The sequence below is a fragment of the Orrella daihaiensis genome, from assembly GCF_022811525.1.
GTDB classification, from domain to species: Bacteria; Pseudomonadota; Gammaproteobacteria; order Burkholderiales; family Burkholderiaceae_B; genus Algicoccus; species Algicoccus daihaiensis.
On sequence record NZ_CP063982.1, the window covers coordinates 1806600 to 1825309 of the forward strand.

At 53.0% G+C, this 18710-nt stretch carries 19 protein-coding genes; 15 read left to right on the forward strand and 4 right to left on the reverse strand.

What is annotated here, in order from left to right; genetic code table 11:
* Positions 1-154 precede the first annotated feature (154 nt).
* Positions 155-1117 carry a 4-hydroxy-3-methylbut-2-enyl diphosphate reductase gene (gene ispH, locus DHf2319_RS08355; RefSeq protein ID WP_243477762.1) on the reverse strand — a complete coding sequence of 321 codons (963 nt, stop codon included), beginning with the start codon at positions 1115-1117 and terminating at the stop codon, positions 155-157.
* A complete protein-coding gene (locus DHf2319_RS08360) occupies positions 1117-1578 on the reverse strand; it encodes an FKBP-type peptidyl-prolyl cis-trans isomerase (RefSeq protein WP_243477763.1) in 462 nt (153 codons plus the stop codon). Before DHf2319_RS08360 ends, ispH begins: the two co-directional genes overlap by 1 nt.
* Before the next feature lie 64 nt (positions 1579-1642).
* On the opposite strand from DHf2319_RS08360, the gene radC reads away from it, so the two are divergent.
* On the forward strand, positions 1643-2326 hold the full coding sequence (gene radC / locus DHf2319_RS08365) for a RadC family protein (protein WP_243477764.1): 684 nt from the start codon (positions 1643-1645) through the stop codon (positions 2324-2326).
* Between the two features lie 31 nt (positions 2327-2357).
* Here the strand turns inward: radC and DHf2319_RS08370 are convergent, their stop codons facing one another.
* On the reverse strand, positions 2358-3539 hold the full coding sequence (locus tag DHf2319_RS08370; protein WP_243477765.1) for an acetyl-CoA C-acyltransferase family protein: 1182 nt from the start codon (positions 3537-3539) through the stop codon (positions 2358-2360).
* A gap of 164 nt (positions 3540-3703) precedes the next feature.
* On the opposite strand from DHf2319_RS08370, the gene DHf2319_RS08375 reads away from it, so the two are divergent.
* Positions 3704-4726 (forward strand): LLM class flavin-dependent oxidoreductase, encoded by a 1023-nt coding sequence (locus DHf2319_RS08375; RefSeq protein WP_243477766.1) that lies wholly within the window; start codon positions 3704-3706, stop codon positions 4724-4726.
* Here DHf2319_RS08375 and DHf2319_RS08380 read toward each other — a convergent pair.
* A complete protein-coding gene (locus tag DHf2319_RS08380; RefSeq protein WP_243477767.1) occupies positions 4723-5982 on the reverse strand; it encodes a class I SAM-dependent methyltransferase in 1260 nt (419 codons plus the stop codon). The genes DHf2319_RS08375 and DHf2319_RS08380 overlap by 4 nt on opposite strands.
* Before the next feature lie 203 nt (positions 5983-6185).
* Between DHf2319_RS08380 and rpmB the strand changes: the two genes are divergently transcribed.
* The 13 genes from rpmB (at position 6186) to hslO (ending at position 18670) form a co-directional block, all read left to right on the forward strand.
* A complete protein-coding gene (rpmB, locus tag DHf2319_RS08385; protein WP_243477768.1) occupies positions 6186-6422 on the forward strand; it encodes a 50S ribosomal protein L28 in 237 nt (78 codons plus the stop codon).
* 42 nt (positions 6423-6464) lie between these two features.
* Positions 6465-6632, forward strand: a complete 168-nt coding sequence (gene rpmG / locus DHf2319_RS08390; RefSeq protein ID WP_243477769.1) for a 50S ribosomal protein L33 — start codon at positions 6465-6467, stop codon at positions 6630-6632.
* A 181-nt stretch (positions 6633-6813) separates the two neighbouring features.
* The gene (leuS, locus tag DHf2319_RS08395) at positions 6814-9480 is read left to right on the forward strand and encodes a leucine--tRNA ligase (RefSeq protein WP_243477770.1); all 2667 of its coding nucleotides are present in this window, start codon (positions 6814-6816) and stop codon (positions 9478-9480) included.
* Positions 9481-9510: 30 nt separating this feature from the next.
* On the forward strand, positions 9511-10083 hold the full coding sequence (locus DHf2319_RS08400; RefSeq protein ID WP_243477771.1) for an LPS-assembly lipoprotein LptE: 573 nt from the start codon (positions 9511-9513) through the stop codon (positions 10081-10083).
* A gap of 11 nt (positions 10084-10094) precedes the next feature.
* Complete coding sequence (holA, locus tag DHf2319_RS08405; RefSeq protein ID WP_243477772.1) at positions 10095-11114, forward strand: DNA polymerase III subunit delta; 1020 nt, start codon at positions 10095-10097, stop codon at positions 11112-11114.
* A gap of 69 nt (positions 11115-11183) precedes the next feature.
* Positions 11184-12443 carry a glutamate-5-semialdehyde dehydrogenase gene (locus DHf2319_RS08410; protein WP_243477773.1) on the forward strand — a complete coding sequence of 420 codons (1260 nt, stop codon included), beginning with the start codon at positions 11184-11186 and terminating at the stop codon, positions 12441-12443.
* 133 nt (positions 12444-12576) lie between these two features.
* Positions 12577-12999, forward strand: coding sequence for a CopD family protein (locus DHf2319_RS08415; RefSeq protein ID WP_256462174.1), 423 nt, complete (start codon positions 12577-12579; stop codon positions 12997-12999).
* 9 nt (positions 13000-13008) lie between these two features.
* Positions 13009-14484 carry a THUMP domain-containing class I SAM-dependent RNA methyltransferase gene (locus tag DHf2319_RS08420; RefSeq protein WP_243477774.1) on the forward strand — a complete coding sequence of 492 codons (1476 nt, stop codon included), beginning with the start codon at positions 13009-13011 and terminating at the stop codon, positions 14482-14484.
* Between the two features lie 131 nt (positions 14485-14615).
* The gene (locus DHf2319_RS08425; RefSeq protein WP_243477775.1) at positions 14616-14813 is read left to right on the forward strand and encodes a hypothetical protein; all 198 of its coding nucleotides are present in this window, start codon (positions 14616-14618) and stop codon (positions 14811-14813) included.
* A 54-nt stretch (positions 14814-14867) separates the two neighbouring features.
* Complete coding sequence (locus DHf2319_RS08430; protein ID WP_243477776.1) at positions 14868-15434, forward strand: RDD family protein; 567 nt, start codon at positions 14868-14870, stop codon at positions 15432-15434.
* Between the two features lie 70 nt (positions 15435-15504).
* A complete protein-coding gene (locus tag DHf2319_RS08435; RefSeq protein WP_243477777.1) occupies positions 15505-17190 on the forward strand; it encodes a class I adenylate-forming enzyme family protein in 1686 nt (561 codons plus the stop codon).
* 41 nt (positions 17191-17231) lie between these two features.
* A complete protein-coding gene (locus DHf2319_RS08440; RefSeq protein ID WP_243477778.1) occupies positions 17232-17753 on the forward strand; it encodes a gamma carbonic anhydrase family protein in 522 nt (173 codons plus the stop codon).
* Positions 17753-18670, forward strand: coding sequence for an Hsp33 family molecular chaperone HslO (gene hslO / locus DHf2319_RS08445; protein WP_243477779.1), 918 nt, complete (start codon positions 17753-17755; stop codon positions 18668-18670). Before DHf2319_RS08440 ends, hslO begins: the two co-directional genes overlap by 1 nt.
* Positions 18671-18710: the final 40 nt, after the last annotated feature.

Below are 18710 nucleotides of genomic sequence, written 5' to 3' on the forward strand. Positions count from 1 at the left end.
GAGGGACTCGTTTAGTCACGAAAGAACTGCAAGATGATATTAAAACCACAACTCGGCAGATAGCATTGCGCCCAACAAAACATGAGATCAAGTGGTTTTGTTTTATGCAAGAGTGCGTTATTGATGTACGAACCTGCGCGTGCGCGCGTGTCGATCATTCGCCCCCATCTCTCATGTCTGCTTGCTTCTCACTGAGGCCTTTGGGCAAGGGAAACGAAACATTTTCCTGTAAACCATCCATCGTGCGCACAGATATAGCACCAAGCTCTTTTAATCTAGCAATCACGTCTTGCACCAACACCTCGGGCGCTGAAGCACCCGCAGTAATACCTATGTGCTGTTTACCAATTAGCCATTTAGGATCAATTAAATCCGGACCGTCGATTAAATAAGAATCCACACCGAGCCTTGTAGCAACCTCACGCAGGCGATTTGAGTTTGAACTGTTCGCACTACCAACCACCAAGACTAGGTCGCATTGCTGACTCATCAGCTTGACCGCATCCTGCCGATTCTGCGTGGCATAACAGATATCGCTTTTCTTGGGCTCTTGAATTCCAGGAAATCTCGACCGCAAGGCTTGCGCGACTGCGGCAGCATCATCGACTGACAATGTAGTCTGCGTCACAAACGCCAGCTTGGCAGGATCCTTTACTTTTAAAGCTTGAACATCTTCGATCGTTTCTACTAGGTACATCCCCTCACCTGACTGCCCAAGCGTACCTTCCACCTCGGGATGCCCTTGATGGCCAATCATAATGACCTCAAGGCCAGCGGCACGCATTTTTGCGACTTCGACATGCACTTTGGTAACCAGGGGGCAGGTTGCATCAAAAACCTGCAATCCGAGCGCCTGAGCATCAGCTTGGACCTTTTTAGACACGCCATGAGCAGAAAAAACAACGATCGACCCAGACGGTACTTCATCGAGCTCTTTGACAAAGATCGCGCCTTTAGCACGCAGATCCTGAACAACAAACTTGTTGTGCACAATTTCATGGCGCACATAGATCGGCGCGCCATGAATCTGAATAGCACGCTCAACAATTTCAATGGCTCGATCAACGCCCGCACAAAACCCTCGAGGCTGCGCCAGCACAATGTCCAAATGCGACATCAGATCACCCCCAGTAAATCAATATCGATACGCAGTACACGTCCGGCCAGAGGATGATTGAAATCGAATACCGCACCTTGGTCATCGAGCTCCTTCAGGATGCCAGAGTACTGCCCGCCATTGGGCGCAGTAAACGACACCAAATCGCCTGCATCGAAACTCTCATCCTCACCAGCATGTTCGGCGAGCATTTGTCGGCTGATGCGTTGCACCAGATCAGGGTTACGATCGCCATAAGCCTCGGATGGCTGCAACTCAACACTGAAACAATCACCCTCCACTTTGCCCAACAGAGCTTGTTCCATACCGGGCGCCCACTGCCCCACCCCCATTTGCAGGGTCGCGGGACGACCATCAAACGTATCAATAAAAACTGAACCAGCCCCCGGACCGCTTTGAATCACAATCCGGTAATGCAATGTCAGATAGGAGTCCTCTCGGACTGTTGGTAAGTTTGTCATGGTCAGCTCATGCAAATGAGGGTTGTGCGTCAAAATCAATCGGTTTCATTTTAAAGGTTGACCCATGCGTTTGCTTGAAATCCTGAAGCCAGACGAAAGACCACGTGAAAGAATGGCAAAATTTGGCACCGCCTCTCTGACTGACGCCGAGTTGGTGGCGCTCTTAATAGGCAGTGGACTAAAGGGCCGCAATGCGATTGGGATAGCGAATGATCTGCTGGACAGTTGTGGTGGCCTACGCGGCCTTCAACGTAAATCGATCAATGAACTAAAACAGCTAAAGGGGCTAGGACCAGCCCGCGCCTGCCTGCTGGCTGCATGTTTCGAAATTGGGGAACGGGCCAGCCTCTCTGAGCTCGTGGTCGGCAGCACCATTGCATGCGCTGATCACGTTCGCAGTTATTGCCGCAAGCTGCTATCACACAAACCGATTGAATATTGCATCGCGCTATTGCTCAACGCCCAAAACCAAGTCCTTGACTGCAAGCAAATTTCCAGGGGGACCGTGTCGCAAACAGCAATTTACCCGCGTGAAGTGGTCAAGCTTGCGCTCGAACACAACGCGAGCAGCCTGATACTGGCACACAACCACCCCTCAGGATTGGCTGAACCAAGCCCTGGTGATGTGGCCATGACGCGCACGATCTCCGAGGCACTAGCAGTCGTAGACATTGCATTACTCGACCACATTATTGTGGCAGGTCCGCGCACCATTTCACTTCACGAGTTAGGCTACATGCCAGGCTAGCCCATGGCGAGCCTGGCATAGTCACTAAAGATCAGGCTCGCTCAAAAATTGCCGCGATACCTTGCCCACCACCAATGCACATGGTCACCAAAGCGTATCGACCGCCGGTTCGATGCAACTCGTGGATGGCTTTAACCGTAACAATCGCCCCGGTTGCCCCAATAGGATGACCAAGCGAAATACCGCTACCATTCGGATTAACTTTCTCAGGGTCTAAACCGAGCTCTTTGGTTACGGCGCAAGCCTGAGCCGCAAATGCCTCATTGGCCTCAATCACATCCATCTGATCAAGCGTCAAACCGGCACGCTTAAGCACCAATTGCGATGCTGGCACCGGTCCAATACCCATGATTTCCGGGTCTACGCCAGCGTGAGCGTAGGCCACAAGCTTTGCCAAGGGCTTGGCACCAGAGGACTTTAAGGCTTCACCGCTCATCAGAACCACAGCGGCGGCACCATCATTGATGCCAGATGCATTACCAGCGGTGACCGTACCATTTTCTTTCTGGAACACCGTACGCAGTTTGGCCAGGTTCTCCATGCTGATATCCCGACGCGGATGTTCGTCCTTATCAAATACCACATCACCTTTACGACCTTTGATCACCACAGGCACGATCTGCCCATCAAACCGCCCCTCGTCCTGCGCGCGCACGGCTCGCTTGTGTGACTCAACGGCCAAGGCATCTTGATCTTCACGGCTAATACCAAATTTTTTCGCTACATTCTCCGCGGTAACGCCCATGTGCATACGACCGAACGGATCCGTCAATGCAGCCACCATCATGTCGGTCACCTTGGTGTCGCCCATACGGGCGCCGAATCGCATCGCCTCGGAAAGGTAACCACCACGGCTCATGGCCTCAGCACCGCCGCCAACAGCAACCTCCGTATCACCTAGCAGGATTGACTGCGAAGCGGAAACAATCGCTTGCAAACCAGAACCGCACAAGCGGTTCACATTAAAGGCGGCAGTTGTCTGTGGCAAACCCGAATTCAGGGCCACCACACGCGATAAGTACATATCACGGGCTTCGGTATGAATCACATGACCAAACGCCAGATGCCCAACCTGATCTACCGGTGCTGCACCTTTCTCCAGAGCAGCTTTGACCACTGTGGTTCCCAGATCAATTGGCGCCACATCCTTTAAAGACCCACCAAAATCGCCCACTGCCGTTCTCACGGCTGCTGTCACCCATACCTCACGCATGATTCGCTCCTTGTTAATGGTCTTCTGAGTAATTCAACACCATCGCTAACCCATTGATTCAGGTGGGGTTAGCGAAGTAATCTTTCGTATCGTCATAAAAGCACCATCATACGCCCAGTGACATTTATGACAGGACAACCTTTCCGTGCGATAGTTTTAGAACCATGACTCCTTACTCGATTTTAGACCTTTCGCCAATACCGCAGGGCTCGACCGCACGGCACGCCCTGAACAACTCTCTCGGCTTGGCGCAGCATGCGGAGCGGTTGGGTTATCGCCGCTATTGGCTAGCCGAGCATCACAACATGATTGGCAATGCCAGTTCCGCTACCGCAGTGGTCATTAGTCACGTGGCATCCGGAACGAGTCACATACGTCTAGGCTCGGGCGGGGTGATGCTACCCAACCACTCGCCTTTAGTTATCGCTGAACAGTTTGGCACGCTCGCCTGTCTCTACCCTGACAGAATTGATTTGGGTCTTGGCCGAGCGCCCGGAACAGACCCAATGACGGCTCGCGCGTTGCGCCGTGATCTGCAAGAGAGCAACGAAGGCTTCCCACAGGATGTACTGGAACTGCAGGCCTACCTCAGCCGCGAAGGTGACCAACTTCCTGTGAAAGCCGTGCCTGGCACAGGCACAGAAGTGCCGATCTGGATTCTGGGATCCAGTCTTTATGGGGCGCAACTAGCAGCTCATTTCGGTTTGCCCTACGCATTCGCATCACATTTTGCCCCGGCAGACCTGTTTGATGCCCTAGCCGTTTATCGTCAGACCTTTAAGCCGTCCAAACAGCTCGCCAAACCTTACGCCATGGTTCTGGTCAATGTGGTCGCAGCAGCCACCGATCATGAGGCTCGGTACTTGTTTACATCGGTACAACAGCACTTTGTCCGCATGCGCCGAAACACCAGGGGACAATTGCCACCGCCTATCGATAAGATCGACGAGTTTTGGAGCGAAGCTGAGCGCCAGTTTGCCTCACAGATGCTGGCATGCTCCGTTGTGGGCGGCCCGGATACCGTCAGAGCAGGCCTGGCGCAAATCCTGGGACAGACCCATGCTGACGAACTCATGTTCGCCGGTCAGATATTTGATCACCAAGCCAGGCTAGACTCGTTCGCAATCGCGGCCAATGCGATGAACCAAATCGACCACCTTAGCCCGGTCGTCTCCGAACCAATCTAGGCACCGTACATGTAATCGCGACGCCACGGATAAGACAAGTCATCTGGGTGATCCAGTTCGTCCGCTCGTCCTGACTGGGGCAGATGCGCTCCAAGTACCTGATACAGCGCAATCCAGCCATTCTCGAAACCCGCTGCACAACCAGCCAAATAGAGACGGTAGGCCCTGAGCGCTTTTTGCCCTCGCTCGGAACTTAAAATTTCCTTTGCATCATCGAGGTTCGCCTCAAGGGCATCACTCCACGCCCATAACGTCCGCGCATAATGGGGCCGCAGGTTCTCGACATCAATCGACTCCAATCCACCGTTAGCCATATCCGTTAGGACGTGGCCGATATGGACCAGTTCACCGCCGGGGAAGATGTATTTCTCGATGAAGTCACCCATACCGTGACCAAGCTGCGCATTGTCGACGCCACCAGCCGTAATGCCGTGGTTCATGACCAAGCCACCCGGGGCTAGCAACTCACGTAAACGAGAGAAATATTGACTCAGCTGAGCACGGCCAACATGCTCAAACATGCCAACTGAGGCTATCTTGTCGAAGGGCTCATTGGTGTCTAGCTTGCGGTAGTCCAGCAACTCCATTCGGACGCGGCCGGACAAGCCCTTTTGCTCGATCAGCTTGTTAACGTAGGCATGTTGATTTTTTGACAACGTGATGCCTGTTGCATCCACGCCATAATTTTCAGCTGCCCACAGCAACAGGCCACCCCAGCCAGCGCCGATATCGACAAACCTTTCACCAGTTTTTAGCCTGAGCTTGCGGCAAATATGGTCTAGCTTAGCCTCTTGAGCCTGATCCAAGGACATACCAGGGTCGCGGTAGTACGCGCATGAATATACCCGCCTCGGATCTAGCCATAACGCATAAAAATCGTCTGACAAGTCGTAATGAAACTCGATCTGTTGAGCATCCCGTTCGATGGAATGGCGCCAGACCGAGACCAAACGCCCAATCAATGCCGTAAATGCCCCTTGTCTAGCCGCGTCGACTGGATTACCAGGTAACATCGCAGTCGCAGCAGCCATTAGGTTGCGCATCGAGCTGTTGATCTCGACACGCCCCTCTACATAGTCCTCGCCAACTTTTCCGATGTCACCGGCAGCCAAATTCTTCAACGCAACGTTGGTTTTGGCGACAAACTCAACTTGGGCATCCTTAGGACCTAGCCACTGACCGTCAGGCATTTGTAGCCGAACTGCCACGGGAATGGCATCAAGTTTCTTTTGAACAAGGCTGGCCAGCGGGTTCAATCCTTATCTCCTGCTTAATTTTGATCGACCTCGAGGAATTTATCGGATTTTGCGGTTCGTGGGAACTGATTGACGTAACTACACCACCTTTATGTCTCGCAGAACCTGGCCTACTTGCCAATAAGGCCTAATCCGGGCTATCATTGCGTGTTTAGGACTGAACCGGCAGGCGCATTGCCTGCACTGAAGAATAAGGTGCGATCATGGCACGTGTATGCCAAGTAACTGGAAAAAGCCCAATGTCGGGCAACAATGTCTCCCACGCTAACAACAAGACTAAGCGTCGTTTTCTGCCGAACCTGCAATATCGTCGTTTCTGGGTTGAGAGTGAAAACCGTTGGGTTCGTCTGCGCGTGAGCGCCAACGCCCTTCGCACCATCGACAAGGTTGGCATTGAGTCCGTTCTAGCCGATCTGCGTGCGCGCGGTGAAGCAGTTTAATTAACGCTTAAAGTTAACGCTTAAAGACTCGGAGATTTCAAGATGGCCAAGGGTGCGCGCGAAAAAATCAAGCTGGAGTCGACCGCTGGTACAGGTCACTTCTACACCACCACTAAAAATAAACGCAACACGCCTGACAAGATGATCATGAAAAAATTTGATCCCGTTGCGCGTAAGCATGTCGAGTACAAAGAGACCAAGCTCAAGTAACTCGGCTGACTCTGCGGCCGTGCCTCGGTTGTTGGCACGCGCCAGCAAATCAATCAAACCCCGCCTCGTCGTTGATAGCGGGGTTTTTTGTTTGTCACCATTCCCTGGCCTCACCCAATCCCTATAATGGCGGGTAGGCACAAGCGCCCACCATCAACATAACCCCAGACAAAGAAGATTCATGCAGGAACGCTACCAACCCACCGACGTCGAACCCGCCGTTCAGGCCGCCTGGAACACGCACAATGTCTACGCTGTAACTGAAGACGCCAAAGACTCGTCGGGCAACCCCAAACCTAAGTTTTACGCCTGTTCCATGTTGCCCTACCCAAGTGGCAAGCTGCATATGGGGCACGTTCGCAACTACACCATCAATGACATGATGACCCGGCAGCTGCGCATGAAGGGATTTAACGTGCTGATGCCCATGGGCTGGGATGCCTTCGGCATGCCAGCCGAGAACGCAGCCATGAAGTCCAATGTACCTCCAGCCAAATGGACCTACGACAACATCGCGTACATGAAAAAGCAAATGAAGTCGATGGGGTTGGCCATTGACTGGTCACGCGAGATGTGCGCCTGCGATCCGAAATACTACAAATGGAACCAGTGGCTTTTCCTGAAAATGCTGGAAAAAGGCATTGCCTATCGCAAGACCCAGGTCGTTAATTGGGATCCGGTCGACAACACGGTGCTGGCTAACGAACAAGTAATCGATGGCAAGGGCTGGCGGTCTGGGGCACCAGTTGAAAAACGCGAGATTCCTGGTTACTACCTAAGAATCACAGACTACGCCGATGAATTACTTTCTTACGTCAAAGACAAACTAGATGGCTGGCCAGATCGAGTCCGCGCCATGCAAGAAAACTGGATCGGTAAAAGCGAAGGTGTTCGCTTTGCATTCAGTCACACGATCAAAGATGGTCAAGGCAGCCTGATTCAAGATGGTCAGATGTTTGTGTTTACTACCCGCGCAGACACCATCATGGGCGTAACCTTTTGTGCAGTAGCACCCGAGCACCCATTAGCGGCACATGCTGCCAGATCAAATCCTGAATTAGCTAAATTTATCGAGCGCTGCCAGCAAGGCGGGCAAACTGAAGCCGAGATTGCCACCCGAGAAAAGGAAGGGGTAGACACTGGGCTGAAAGTGATGCACCCGCTGACCGGCGAGGCAGTGCCTCTGTGGGTTGGCAACTACGTGCTCATGAGCTACGGTGGGGGTGCTGTTATGGGCGTGCCTGCTCATGACGAGAGGGACTTTGCGTTTGCTCTAAAGTACGGCCTGCCGATCAAGCAGGTGGTACAAGTCGGCAGCCACACTTTTGATGATCGGCAATGGCAAGAATGGTACGCCGACAAACAGGCGGGGACCTTGGTTCATTCCGGTGAGTTTGACGGGTTGACATCTGCTCAAGCAATAACAACCATCGCCGAAAGGCTGCAATCCATGGGTGTAGGCGAACGTCAGACAACTTGGCGCTTGCGAGACTGGGGTATTTCTCGCCAGCGCTATTGGGGCACACCCATCCCGATTATTCATTGCCAGGACTGCGGTCCCGTGCCGGTACCTGAAAAAGATCTGCCGGTGGTCTTGCCAGAAGATTTGATTCCGGACGGCTCGGGCAACCCTTTAGCCAAACACGAGGGCTTTTTGTCTTGTCAGTGCCCAAAGTGTGGCAAGCCAGCCAAGCGTGAAACTGACACCATGGATACGTTTGTCGACTCATCCTGGTATTTCATGCGTTACACCTCGCCTGATAATGACCAGGCGATGGTCGATGTCAGAAATGATTACTGGATGCCGATGGATCAGTACATCGGTGGCATTGAGCACGCTGTTTTACATTTGCTCTACGCCCGATTCTGGACCAAAGTAATGCGAGACCTAGGTCTGGTCAAATTCGATGAGCCATTTGTTCGCCTACTCACGCAAGGTATGGTACTGAACCACATCTACTTTGAGAAAAACGAACGGGGTGGCATTGAGTACTTCTGGCCGGAGGAAGTGGAAAATATCTACGACAGCAAGGGTGCCATCACCGGCGCACGGTTAAAAGCTGATGGACGTGAAATCCAGTATGGCGGTGTCGGCACGATGTCCAAGTCCAAGAACAACGGTGTTGACCCCCAGTCGCTGATTGAAAATCAAGGGGCAGATACGGCTCGCCTGTTTGTCATGTTCACTGCCCCCCCAGAGCAGACGCTGGAATGGTCAGACTCTGGCGTAGACGGTTCACTTCGATTTTTAAGGCGACTCTGGGCAAGTGCCCACCATCACCGTGCACTCATCGAACAAGGTCTCAGTCTCGGCCATGCCGCTGACTGGGCAGATGCTGATGAGGTCGTTGCCAATTTGCGGCGCACCATCCATGGATTGCTCAAGCAAGCCGACTACGACTATGAGCGAATTCAATACAACACGGTTGTCTCTGCTTGCATGAAAATGCTCAATGCAATTGAAGACGCAAAACTCAACGCCAGCCTTGCCAAGGCTGCTGCAGCTGCGGCAGAAATCTTCAGCATCCTGTTGCGCGTGCTTTACCCCGTTGTTCCACACATTACCTGGCAACTGTGGCGCGACTTGAAGTTCAGCGATTCCTTTGGTGACCTCCTTGATGCCAGTTGGCCAACCGTAGATGACAAAGCCCTCAAGGCTGACTCGATTGAGCTGGTGCTACAAGTCAACGGTAAAGTTCGAGGTAGCCTAACCGTCGGCGCCGATGCAGATAAAGCAACTATCGAAGCGCAGGCAGTGAGCCACGATTCTGTCAAAAAACACCTCAATACTGGCGCACCCAAACGCATTATCATTGTGCCCGGCAAGCTCGTAAACGTGGTTGGTTAGATAACCTTAAAAGGACAGAACATGCATGCCATGGATGTAACCAAAACCAGCAATGCACGAGTAAGCTCCAGTCCCCGTGCTTTATGGTTGCTGGCAATCGCAGCTCTGATGCTAGCTGTCAGTGCATGTGGTTTTAAGCTGCAGGGGTCGACTCCCCTGCCCTTTGATACGCTTCTGATGAAGGTCCCGGAGAACTCGGCGTTCGGCGCTGACTTGCGTCGAAGCATCAAAGCAGCCTCACCGAACACCAGATTAGTTGAACAGCCCGACATCGCCTATGATGCTGTGCTGCAACAAATCTCTGAAACACGAGACGCACGTGAAGTATCGCTAAATGCTCAAGGCAGAGTTGAGGAATACGAACTGACCTTGACCTATACCTTTAATGTGACTACACCCGATGGCGATATCATCTTGCCGAACACGACCTTACGCGTCGTTCGGAACCTGCCTTTCGATGACCGGGTGGTACAGGCCAAGGAAGGGGAAGAAGCCACTCTCTTTGAACAAATGCAAGCAAGCTTGGTGTCTCGTATTGTTAGACGCATTAGCGCTCCTGATGTTACCAAACGGTATGCTGAGCTCAAGGCGAACCACAAATAAGGAGTGATGTCGTGCCAACATTTGCGGCAAATCAGCCTCTACCGGCATTGGTTGTGCTGATTGGTCATGAACCACTGCTGGTATTCGAGGCCGCTGACAAATTGCGCGAAAGAGCTCGCCAAGAAGGGTTTACCGATCAGCATCGATTTGTAATGGATAGTCGTAGCGATTGGCAGACCGTGTTTGGTGTTGGCGCCAGCGGCTCGCTATTTGGCGAGCGACAAATGGTGGAGATCTTTTTGCCTGGCGGCAAGCCTGGCAAGTCTGGCGCCCAGGCTATGGAAACGATCGCGAATCAATGTGCAGGCCAGCTCGCAAACGATGTATTCACGGTCATCAAGTTAACAGGCATGGACCGAAGTGCCCGTGAGACGCGCTGGGCCAAGACATTACTGGCGGCTGCAGCCGTTATCGATCTACCTGATGTTGGCCGAGCCGCCTTACCCAAATGGATTGCTCAACGGCTCGCCCAACAAAATCAGCACATGAACAATGAGGCCCTTCAATGGCTCTCTGACCGCGTCGAAGGCAACTTGCTGGCCGCCCATCAGGAAATTCAAAAACTCGCCCTGTTGCACCCTTCTGGCGAAGTCACGCTCGAACAATGTCAGGCAGCTGTTTTAAATGTCGCTCGCTATGACGTGTTTGCCCTGCGTGACGCCATGCTTGATGGCGACTCAAGCCGTATGCTACGCGTACTCTGGGGCCTTAAAGCAGAGGGTGAGGCGCCCCCCTTGGTGCTCTGGGCCATCAGCGAAGACATTCGAACGCTGGACCGAATCAGTCAGTCTGTCGCTCGCGGTCAGCCACTGAATGCTGCACTCAAGGCGCAACGACTATTCGGTCAACGCGAGCAACGGGCCAGAGCTGCCTACGGTCGGGTGAGTCCCGCTCGCTGGCGGCGAGCCGTGGCACACGCACACGATATAGACAGAATCATCAAAGGACTGCCTGTGCCAGGGCGACTTTCAGATGCCTGGCATGAAATGGCCCGGCTTGGCATGAGCATTGCCGCTAGCCGCTCAGGCTAAACTAATAGCTACCTGTCCAGGCTGATGGATGTTCCAAACAGCTGGCGTCCATCACCTCATCGAATGACCATGAATGATCTAGCCCAAACTCTTGATGCGATCGGCCAGCGAGCCAAGTCCGCTGCACGTGAAATGGCACGCGCCACCGATGCAGAAAAATCAAAAGCTTTGATGATGATTGCGCAGCATATCGATGAGTCGCAAACAGCACTGTTTCAGGCCAATCAGGAAGACCTCGATGCCGCAGTCAAGCACGAATTGTCGCCTGCCATGGTTGACCGTCTACGATTGTCAGATAAGACACTGATGACCATGACCAAGGGCTTGCGGCAAGTTGCAGAGATGGTTGATCCAATCGGCAGCCTTGGCAATACCATCGTGCGCCCTAACGGAATGCGGGTCTCGCAGATGCGGGTACCACTCGGAGTAATCGGCATCATTTACGAATCACGTCCCAATGTCACTATTGATGCAGCTGCGCTTTGTTTAAAGTCTGGCAATGCCTGCATTTTGCGCGGCGGCAGTGAGGCATTTCATACCAACATGGCGTTAGCTGGTATTTTGCGTGAAGCGATGTTGCAGACTGCTTTGCCCAAAGACGCGGTACAGTTAATTGAAACCACTGACCGTCAGGCTGTCGGGCATCTCGTCAAGATGACTGAGTATGTAGATGTGATAGTACCGAGAGGTGGCAAAAGCCTGATTCGACGACTGCAGGATGAAGCTCGGGTGCCTCTGATCAAACATCTTGATGGTAATTGCCATGTTTATGTTGACGAGCATGCTGATTTGGAGCGAGCGCTCAAAATTGCCATCAACGCCAAGACCTACCGCTACGGCATCTGTGGCGCCATGGAGACTTTGCTCGTACATCGCCGGGTAGCCAACGATTTCTTACCAAAAATCGAAAGCGCCATGGCTGAACACGGTGTCGAGCTTCGAGGCTGCGAAATTACCCGTACGATTTGCCCTGCGATGACTCCTGCAACCGACGAAGACTGGGCAGAGGAATACCTCGCACCCATCCTTGCGGTCCGTGTGGTTGACTCAATCGATGATGCCATGGAACACATCGCCCGATGGGGCTCTGGACATACGGATGCTATCGTCACTCAAGATGTGGACGCCGCGCGCCGGTTTGAGCGCGAGGTCGACTCTAGCTCTGTCTATGTCAACTTGCCAACTTGTTTTGCGGATGGGTTTGAATATGGTCTCGGCGCTGAAATTGGCATATCGACCAACCGTTTACACGCGCGCGGACCTGTGGGTCTCGAGGGTCTAACCACCCAGAAATGGGTGTTGCATGGCGAGGGCCAAACACGCGGCTAGAACCAGGCTGTGGAAAAAAGCAAATAGAAATGCAAACAAAGGAAAAGCAGTAATGAAATCGTTATGGATTGCCACAGTTACAGTCCTTCTCATCGCCTTACTCGCATTTGTTCTGTTTTTCTCTCCGGTAGCGATCCTTTGGGTTAAGACATTCCATATTTTATTTATGGCATCCTGGTTTGCAGGCCTATTCTATCTACCGCGTATTTACGTGAATCTCGCACAAGCCACTGACCCAGCTGTCAAACAAACCCTAATCGGCATGAGCCACCGTCTTTACCGTTTCATGACCATTCTGGCTTTCCCGGCAGTGGGCTTTGGCCTTTGGCTGTATCTTTATTACGGCATTGGCATGGGGGCCGGCAATGGCTGGATGCACGTCAAACTGATTCTGGTCGGGTTGATCATTGTTTATCACTTGGTATGCAAACATTACCTAACACTGTTTGAACAAGGCACCAACCCTCACTCGCATGTCTTTTATCGCTGGTTCAACGAAATCCCAGTGGTGTTGATGCTGGCCATCATTGCCATGGTGGTGCTCAAACCTTTCTAAGCAGACGCTATGTCCGATCCTTCTGACTCCTCCAACACCTCTGACTCAACCCGCCCTAAAGAATCCAAGCCAGGCAAACTCACACTCAAGCCCAAAAACGCCACCACCGATCAGACGAGTCAGCTCAACAAGAGCACGACCTCCAAAAGTGGCGCTCGCGCCCATCATCAACGGCGGGTACAAACCGAACAGCGGCGCACGCAATCGCAACCAGCACCGCCCGATAGACCATCGAGACCCAATAGGCCCACGCCTGCTCGCCCCGCCCATCAAAGCACTCGCAAGCGTCAAACCGACTTAGCCAATGAGATCGGACACGCGCCAGCGGAGTCTGAACGCTTTGAGATGTTTGCATCCTGCCCGCGTGGCCTTGAAGAGGCGCTCGCACAAGAACTTAGCGTCATAGGATTGACCAACGTCCGAACTGGACAGGCGGGTTGTCAATTTGCTGGGAACTGGTCGGATGTTTGGCGTGCCAATCTTCATAGCCGACTTGCAACACGTATTCTGGTGCAAGTGGCTCATGCCAAAGCGTCTACAGAAGATGATCTCAGACAGTTGGCACTGGACGTGAACTGGGAGCGCTGGCTCGGCCCGGAAAAAACCCTGCGCGTTGACACGTCCGCGATTCGCAGTCCCATGCAAAGTCTGCAGTACTGCAATTTATTGGTCAAAGACAGTATTTGTGATCGGCTGCGGGCCAAAGAAGGCGCCAGACCATCGATCGACACCGTGAGGCCAGATGTCCGTGTGCATTCCTTTCTCACGCATGACAGCGCCACACTCTATCTCGACACATCGGGTGAGTCTCTGTTCAAACGTGGATGGCGCCTGGACAAGGCTGAGGCACCGATACGCGAGAATCTGGCGGCGGGGCTGTTAAGCCTCAGTGGATGGCAATCAAACATGGCATTGCTCGACCCGTTTTGTGGCAGCGGCACGATTTTGATTGAAGCCGCTTGGAAGGCGTTAAATATTCCGCCTGGCATCAACCGACCGTTTTCCTTTGAGCGACTACGCGGCCATGATGCGAGCAAGTGGCAAGCGATGCGGCAAGCTGCAACCGAATCAATCCTGACTGAGCTAGCGGCGCCTATCGTGGGCTCTGATATTTCACCCCAAGCGATTGCCGCCGCTCAAGCAAATACCAAACGCGCTGGGCTTAAACCAGACACCATTCAGTGGCAGATTGGAGATGCTCGCGAGTTAAGGCCCCCAGCGACCAACGGGATGATCATCACTAACCCACCCTACGGCGAGCGCTTGACCATTGATGCCGATTTATTTGGACAATGGGCCACCCAATTAAAACAAAACTATTCCGGCTGGCAGGTCAACGTGATTAGTGCGGATCATGCGCTACCCGGCGCAATGAGACTCAAACCCAAACGCCGGATGCCGCTCTTTAATGGCGCATTGGACTGCAGACTTTTTATATTCGAGATGGTCAGTGAACAATACGCCCCCCAAAAAGCCCGCCAGTGAGTAGACGGTGGCGTAAAAAAACAACACCTCCTCATTTATTAGGATTCTCCAATCAAATTAGATATTGCGATAGCCTAGGGATTTCCCTATAATTAGGGTTATCCACTAGATTTGACTAATTGGAGCAAGAAATGGACAAGCAATCCCAACAAACGAGTTTCATCACCAATGCGCTTGAGCATGGCCTGCTGGAGCAGGAGTTGCGTGGCATTGCACAGCGGGCAGCAATTGAAGCCATGGGTCGTGGCATCCGTCGAGTATTCGCCAAGTTGCGCGCATGGGCACTGAGTGGGCGTGAAACCAGCACTTCCGGATTTCGTTCAGCCTAATCGCTTTAGGGGCTTGCCCTGCAAAGTTTCTGACAATGTCCGATAATGCGCGACATGTCACGGCAAACACCAGCAACCCCAGATGTTGTCTCTGCCCCCGAGATGCCGTCAGCATCTCGGGGCAAGCGATTCGCGGCAATGATGTACGAGGGCGTTCTGCTGTTTGGTGTCGTCTTCACAGCGGACTATCTCTTTGACACGCTGACTCAAAGCAAGCACGCATTAATGTTCAGGCCAGGCCGTCAGGTCTGGCTTTTTATTGCGATCGGCGCGTACTTTTTGTTGTGTTGGCATCGTGGCGGGCAAACTTTGCCCATGCGGGCATGGCATATCAAACTTGTCGCAGCCAATGGACTGCGCCCGAGTTTCAACCAGTTATTAGCGCGCTATGTGCTGATGTGGCCGATCCCATTGGCGGGAATGGCGCTGATATACGCGTTGGTGCTCATCACTGGCTGGCCAGCGATTTATACGTTTGCCATTGTGACCCCATTCCTGATTTTTATACCAAGTTGGTTCAGCTCAGATGGGCAATTTCTCCACGACAAGCTAGCAAAAACCAGGATTGTTGATATCCCAGAGCACCTACGTCATGCTGCAAAGCACAAAAAAGCCACTTAGCCACTTGCCAAGTGCGATAGAGTCGGCGATGCTTTACCCTTTGTCACAAAACTAAAACGGCGTCAGACCGATGGTGGAGTCATACCCAGAGCTTTACGAAACGTTTCGCTGGCATGTGCCTAAGGGCTTCAATCTGGCCAATGCCTGCTGTTTCCAGTGGTCTGGCCTGCCAGGACACGAGCAACGCCCTGCCCTGATATTTGAGAATCGGGCGGGGCATACCGACATGGTGACCTTCGCAGAGCTTGGCAAGGTAAGTGCCCAGCTTGCGAACGGCTTGGTTCGCTTGGGTGTGATCCCCGGTGATCGAGTGGTGATCATGATGTCAAACCCGAGCGATCTGCTCACGGCGCTGCTAGCCTGCTGGGCCGTGCGCGCGGTCGCTGTGCCAATGAATGCTTTAAACAGTGCGGATGCGTTGCTGCCTCGCCTCAAACAGGCACGCAGTCAAGTCGCGCTGATCGATGCCGCCAACCAAGGTGAGGCATTGGCCGCAATCGCCAAGTGTCCTCGTATCAAACACATTGTCGGTATTGATGTCTACGACGGTCGCGTCATGAGCTGGCGAGGCTTGATTGCACGCCAGCCAGCAATCTATGTGCCCTCTCAATGTTTACCCTCTGATCCAGCGTTAATGGTTTGGCCAGACCATGCTTTACCTGATATCGAGCCCCAGTCGGCTCTGGTGCTGGCCCATCAATCATTAATTGGTCAGCTACCAGGCTTCGTGATGACGAGCAACTGGTTTCCCGATCAGGCGCGGCAAGTTCTGACAACCTTAAAACCGTGGGAGGAGTCCGGGCTGTTAGCGGCCATTCTGCCAGCGCTTTACTTTGGGCATACGGTTGTATTGACAGATCGCCTACCGGCTGCCGCCAATCTCCCTAGTCAGGTAACCCACATCGTCACTACCGGCTCGCACTTGATTGATGCCCTAAAAACCGATCCGGTCAATGTGCCAACCCCACAACCAGTTAGCGGTCTGGCCGTTCTGGACCAAACCCTCCATCACCAATGGCGAGAACAGTCTGCCAAGCTGTATGGAGCACAGCCGAACTTGGCCACCTTTGTCAGCGGCTGTGGACTATTAATCTCACAATGTCACCGCAAATGGCCCGATGAACCGGCGCATAGCAGTGGTTACCTCGTCCCGGGACATCACGTTCGTCTAGCCAACAAAAGCGATCAGTCAAGCGAATCGAACGGGCAAACCGGTGAGCTCGAAATATCACGTGTAGATCGAGCCGGGCAGACTGACCCAGCCCAATTTGTGCAAGCCTGGCCGTTTAAGGATACGCTGGATCTAAGCACGGTCCTGCCGGACTGGTGGCGCACGGGTATCTATGCCCAGGACCTTGGCAACGGGCACTGGCGCGTGCTTGGACAAGTCCAACATTGGCATCGTATGTCGCAGCAGCCTTTGAGCCTGTCGGAACTTGAGCAAGCGGTTCTGCTCGATCACCAGATCAAGTGGGCCGAAGTGGCTTTCATGCCCAACAAGAAGTCCCCGTATGATGAACATGAGATTTGGGTGCTGGTAGACACAGGTCCGACTCAGGAGCGCCTGTTCAAAGCATGGCGTGATGGAATGCGCCTTGATATCATCAACCGTATATTGCAGACCACTCAGTTAGATCAGGACAGTGTAAAAATCCGAGTAGGCTTGGTCGATCGGCACAGCTTGCCGCTCACAGACCCGCACAGCCGATCTGCCTGGCACACACGCGCGTATCAGGCTCTGGTTGATTTTCTGTAACGCCGAGTCTGATTTTTTGATTCTCCCTCTGGTAACACGCCATGCCTATCTATCAATTAGAAGATCTCACCCCACAAATTGACGATTCCGCCTATGTTCACGAATCGGCCGTCATCATCGGCGATGTTCGCATCGGAGCGAGGGCAAGCATTTGGCCAAACGTCAGCATTCGGGGCGACAACATCCGAATTGATATTCGTGCTGGATCGAATATCCAGGAAGGTTGTGTCTTGCACGTGGATCCAGACACCCCTCTGACGGTGCATGAGAACGTCACAGTGGGTCACCAAGCCATGCTGCATGGTTGCACCATCCATAGTGGCTCCCTGATTGGGATGCAGGCGATTGTGCTTAACCATGCCGTGATCGGTAAAAACTGTCTAATCGGAGCAGGCGCCATCATACCCGAGGGACGCGAGATTCCAGACGGCAGCTTGGTCATTGGTATTGGCAAGATCGTACGCACGCTCTCAGACGAAGAGATTGCCACCATGCATGCAAACAACAGGAACTATCAAGAGCGGGCTGCCCTGTACGCCAAATCACTTAAGCGGATTGGCTGATGAGCAAGTCAGACCGTTTGAACAAATTTTTATTGCAAGACCGCAGCGCGCGCGTCATCTCGGTGCAAATAGAGGATCTCTGGTGCACGGCGCAGACTCACCAACCGACTAGCACCGCTGTACGTAGCCTGCTTGGCGAACTGATCGCCGCCGCCACTTTGCTGACCGCAAACCTCAAGTTTGACGGCTCTTTGCTTTTGCAATTACAGGGCAATGGCGTCGTGAAGTTAATTGTGGTGGAGTGCCGCGAGGACATGAGCCTCAGAGCGACGATCAAACTCAACCATGAACCGCTCGAGGGTCAGGCCGGGCTACAGGCTCTATTGAACGCTGATGGGCTTGGCCGGTTTTCTGTAATACTTAATCCGCCGCGCGACAATCCGGGCCGTCAACCCTACCAAGGCATTGTGCCGCTTACCGCCGACTCAGTAGCAGCTGTCCTTGAAGACTACATGCGTCAATCCGAGCAACTAGACACACGCATCTGGTTAGCCGCTAGCGAGCAACGGCTTGGTGGACTTTTATTACAACGCATGCCACATGATGGGGGCAAGAGCGGCGCATCCGAGGATGCGTTAGCTGCCTCATGGGAGCATGCCAAGACATTATGTGACACGGTGAGTAGCCAAGAACTCATCGAAATTGACAGTGAAACGCTACTGCACCGACTGTTTTGGGAGACACCCGTCATTGGACTTGAGTCGTGTAATCCAACCTGGCGTTGTGGCTGTGATCGGACTCGCGTTGCCAACATGCTACGTAACCTTGGCAAACAAGAAATCGACGAGATCGTCGCTGAACAGGGCCAAGTCGAAGTGACTTGTGAGTTCTGCTCGACGCCATACCGCTTTGATGCAGTCGACGCCGCGGCACTTTTCAAGTCAGTCAGCCAAGAGGGTACGGATCAGCTTCAGTAACGGCTGGTGATAGACATTACGTATTCATACGACTATCGAA

What these genes read in the sequence shown, in the direction of transcription:
- ispH (WP_243477762.1), bottom strand. Translation starts at nt 1,117, where the DNA reads ATGTCGCATTTGGACATTGTGCTGGCGCAGCCTCGAGGGTTTTGTGCG.
- DHf2319_RS08360 (WP_243477763.1), bottom strand. Translation starts at nt 1,578, where the DNA reads ATGACAAACTTACCAACAGTCCGAGAGGACTCCTATCTGACATTGCAT.
- radC (WP_243477764.1), top strand. Translation starts at nt 1,643, where the DNA reads ATGCGTTTGCTTGAAATCCTGAAGCCAGACGAAAGACCACGTGAAAGA.
- DHf2319_RS08370 (WP_243477765.1), bottom strand. Translation starts at nt 3,539, where the DNA reads ATGCGTGAGGTATGGGTGACAGCAGCCGTGAGAACGGCAGTGGGCGAT.
- DHf2319_RS08375 (WP_243477766.1), top strand. Translation starts at nt 3,704, where the DNA reads ATGACTCCTTACTCGATTTTAGACCTTTCGCCAATACCGCAGGGCTCG.
- rpmB (WP_243477768.1), top strand. Translation starts at nt 6,186, where the DNA reads ATGGCACGTGTATGCCAAGTAACTGGAAAAAGCCCAATGTCGGGCAAC.
- rpmG (WP_243477769.1), top strand. Translation starts at nt 6,465, where the DNA reads ATGGCCAAGGGTGCGCGCGAAAAAATCAAGCTGGAGTCGACCGCTGGT.
- leuS (WP_243477770.1), top strand. Translation starts at nt 6,814, where the DNA reads ATGCAGGAACGCTACCAACCCACCGACGTCGAACCCGCCGTTCAGGCC.
- DHf2319_RS08400 (WP_243477771.1), top strand. Translation starts at nt 9,511, where the DNA reads ATGGATGTAACCAAAACCAGCAATGCACGAGTAAGCTCCAGTCCCCGT.
- DHf2319_RS08410 (WP_243477773.1), top strand. Translation starts at nt 11,184, where the DNA reads ATGAATGATCTAGCCCAAACTCTTGATGCGATCGGCCAGCGAGCCAAG.
- DHf2319_RS08420 (WP_243477774.1), top strand. Translation starts at nt 13,009, where the DNA reads ATGTCCGATCCTTCTGACTCCTCCAACACCTCTGACTCAACCCGCCCT.
- DHf2319_RS08425 (WP_243477775.1), top strand. Translation starts at nt 14,616, where the DNA reads ATGGACAAGCAATCCCAACAAACGAGTTTCATCACCAATGCGCTTGAG.
- DHf2319_RS08430 (WP_243477776.1), top strand. Translation starts at nt 14,868, where the DNA reads ATGTCACGGCAAACACCAGCAACCCCAGATGTTGTCTCTGCCCCCGAG.
- DHf2319_RS08435 (WP_243477777.1), top strand. Translation starts at nt 15,505, where the DNA reads ATGGTGGAGTCATACCCAGAGCTTTACGAAACGTTTCGCTGGCATGTG.
- DHf2319_RS08440 (WP_243477778.1), top strand. Translation starts at nt 17,232, where the DNA reads ATGCCTATCTATCAATTAGAAGATCTCACCCCACAAATTGACGATTCC.
- hslO (WP_243477779.1), top strand. Translation starts at nt 17,753, where the DNA reads ATGAGCAAGTCAGACCGTTTGAACAAATTTTTATTGCAAGACCGCAGC.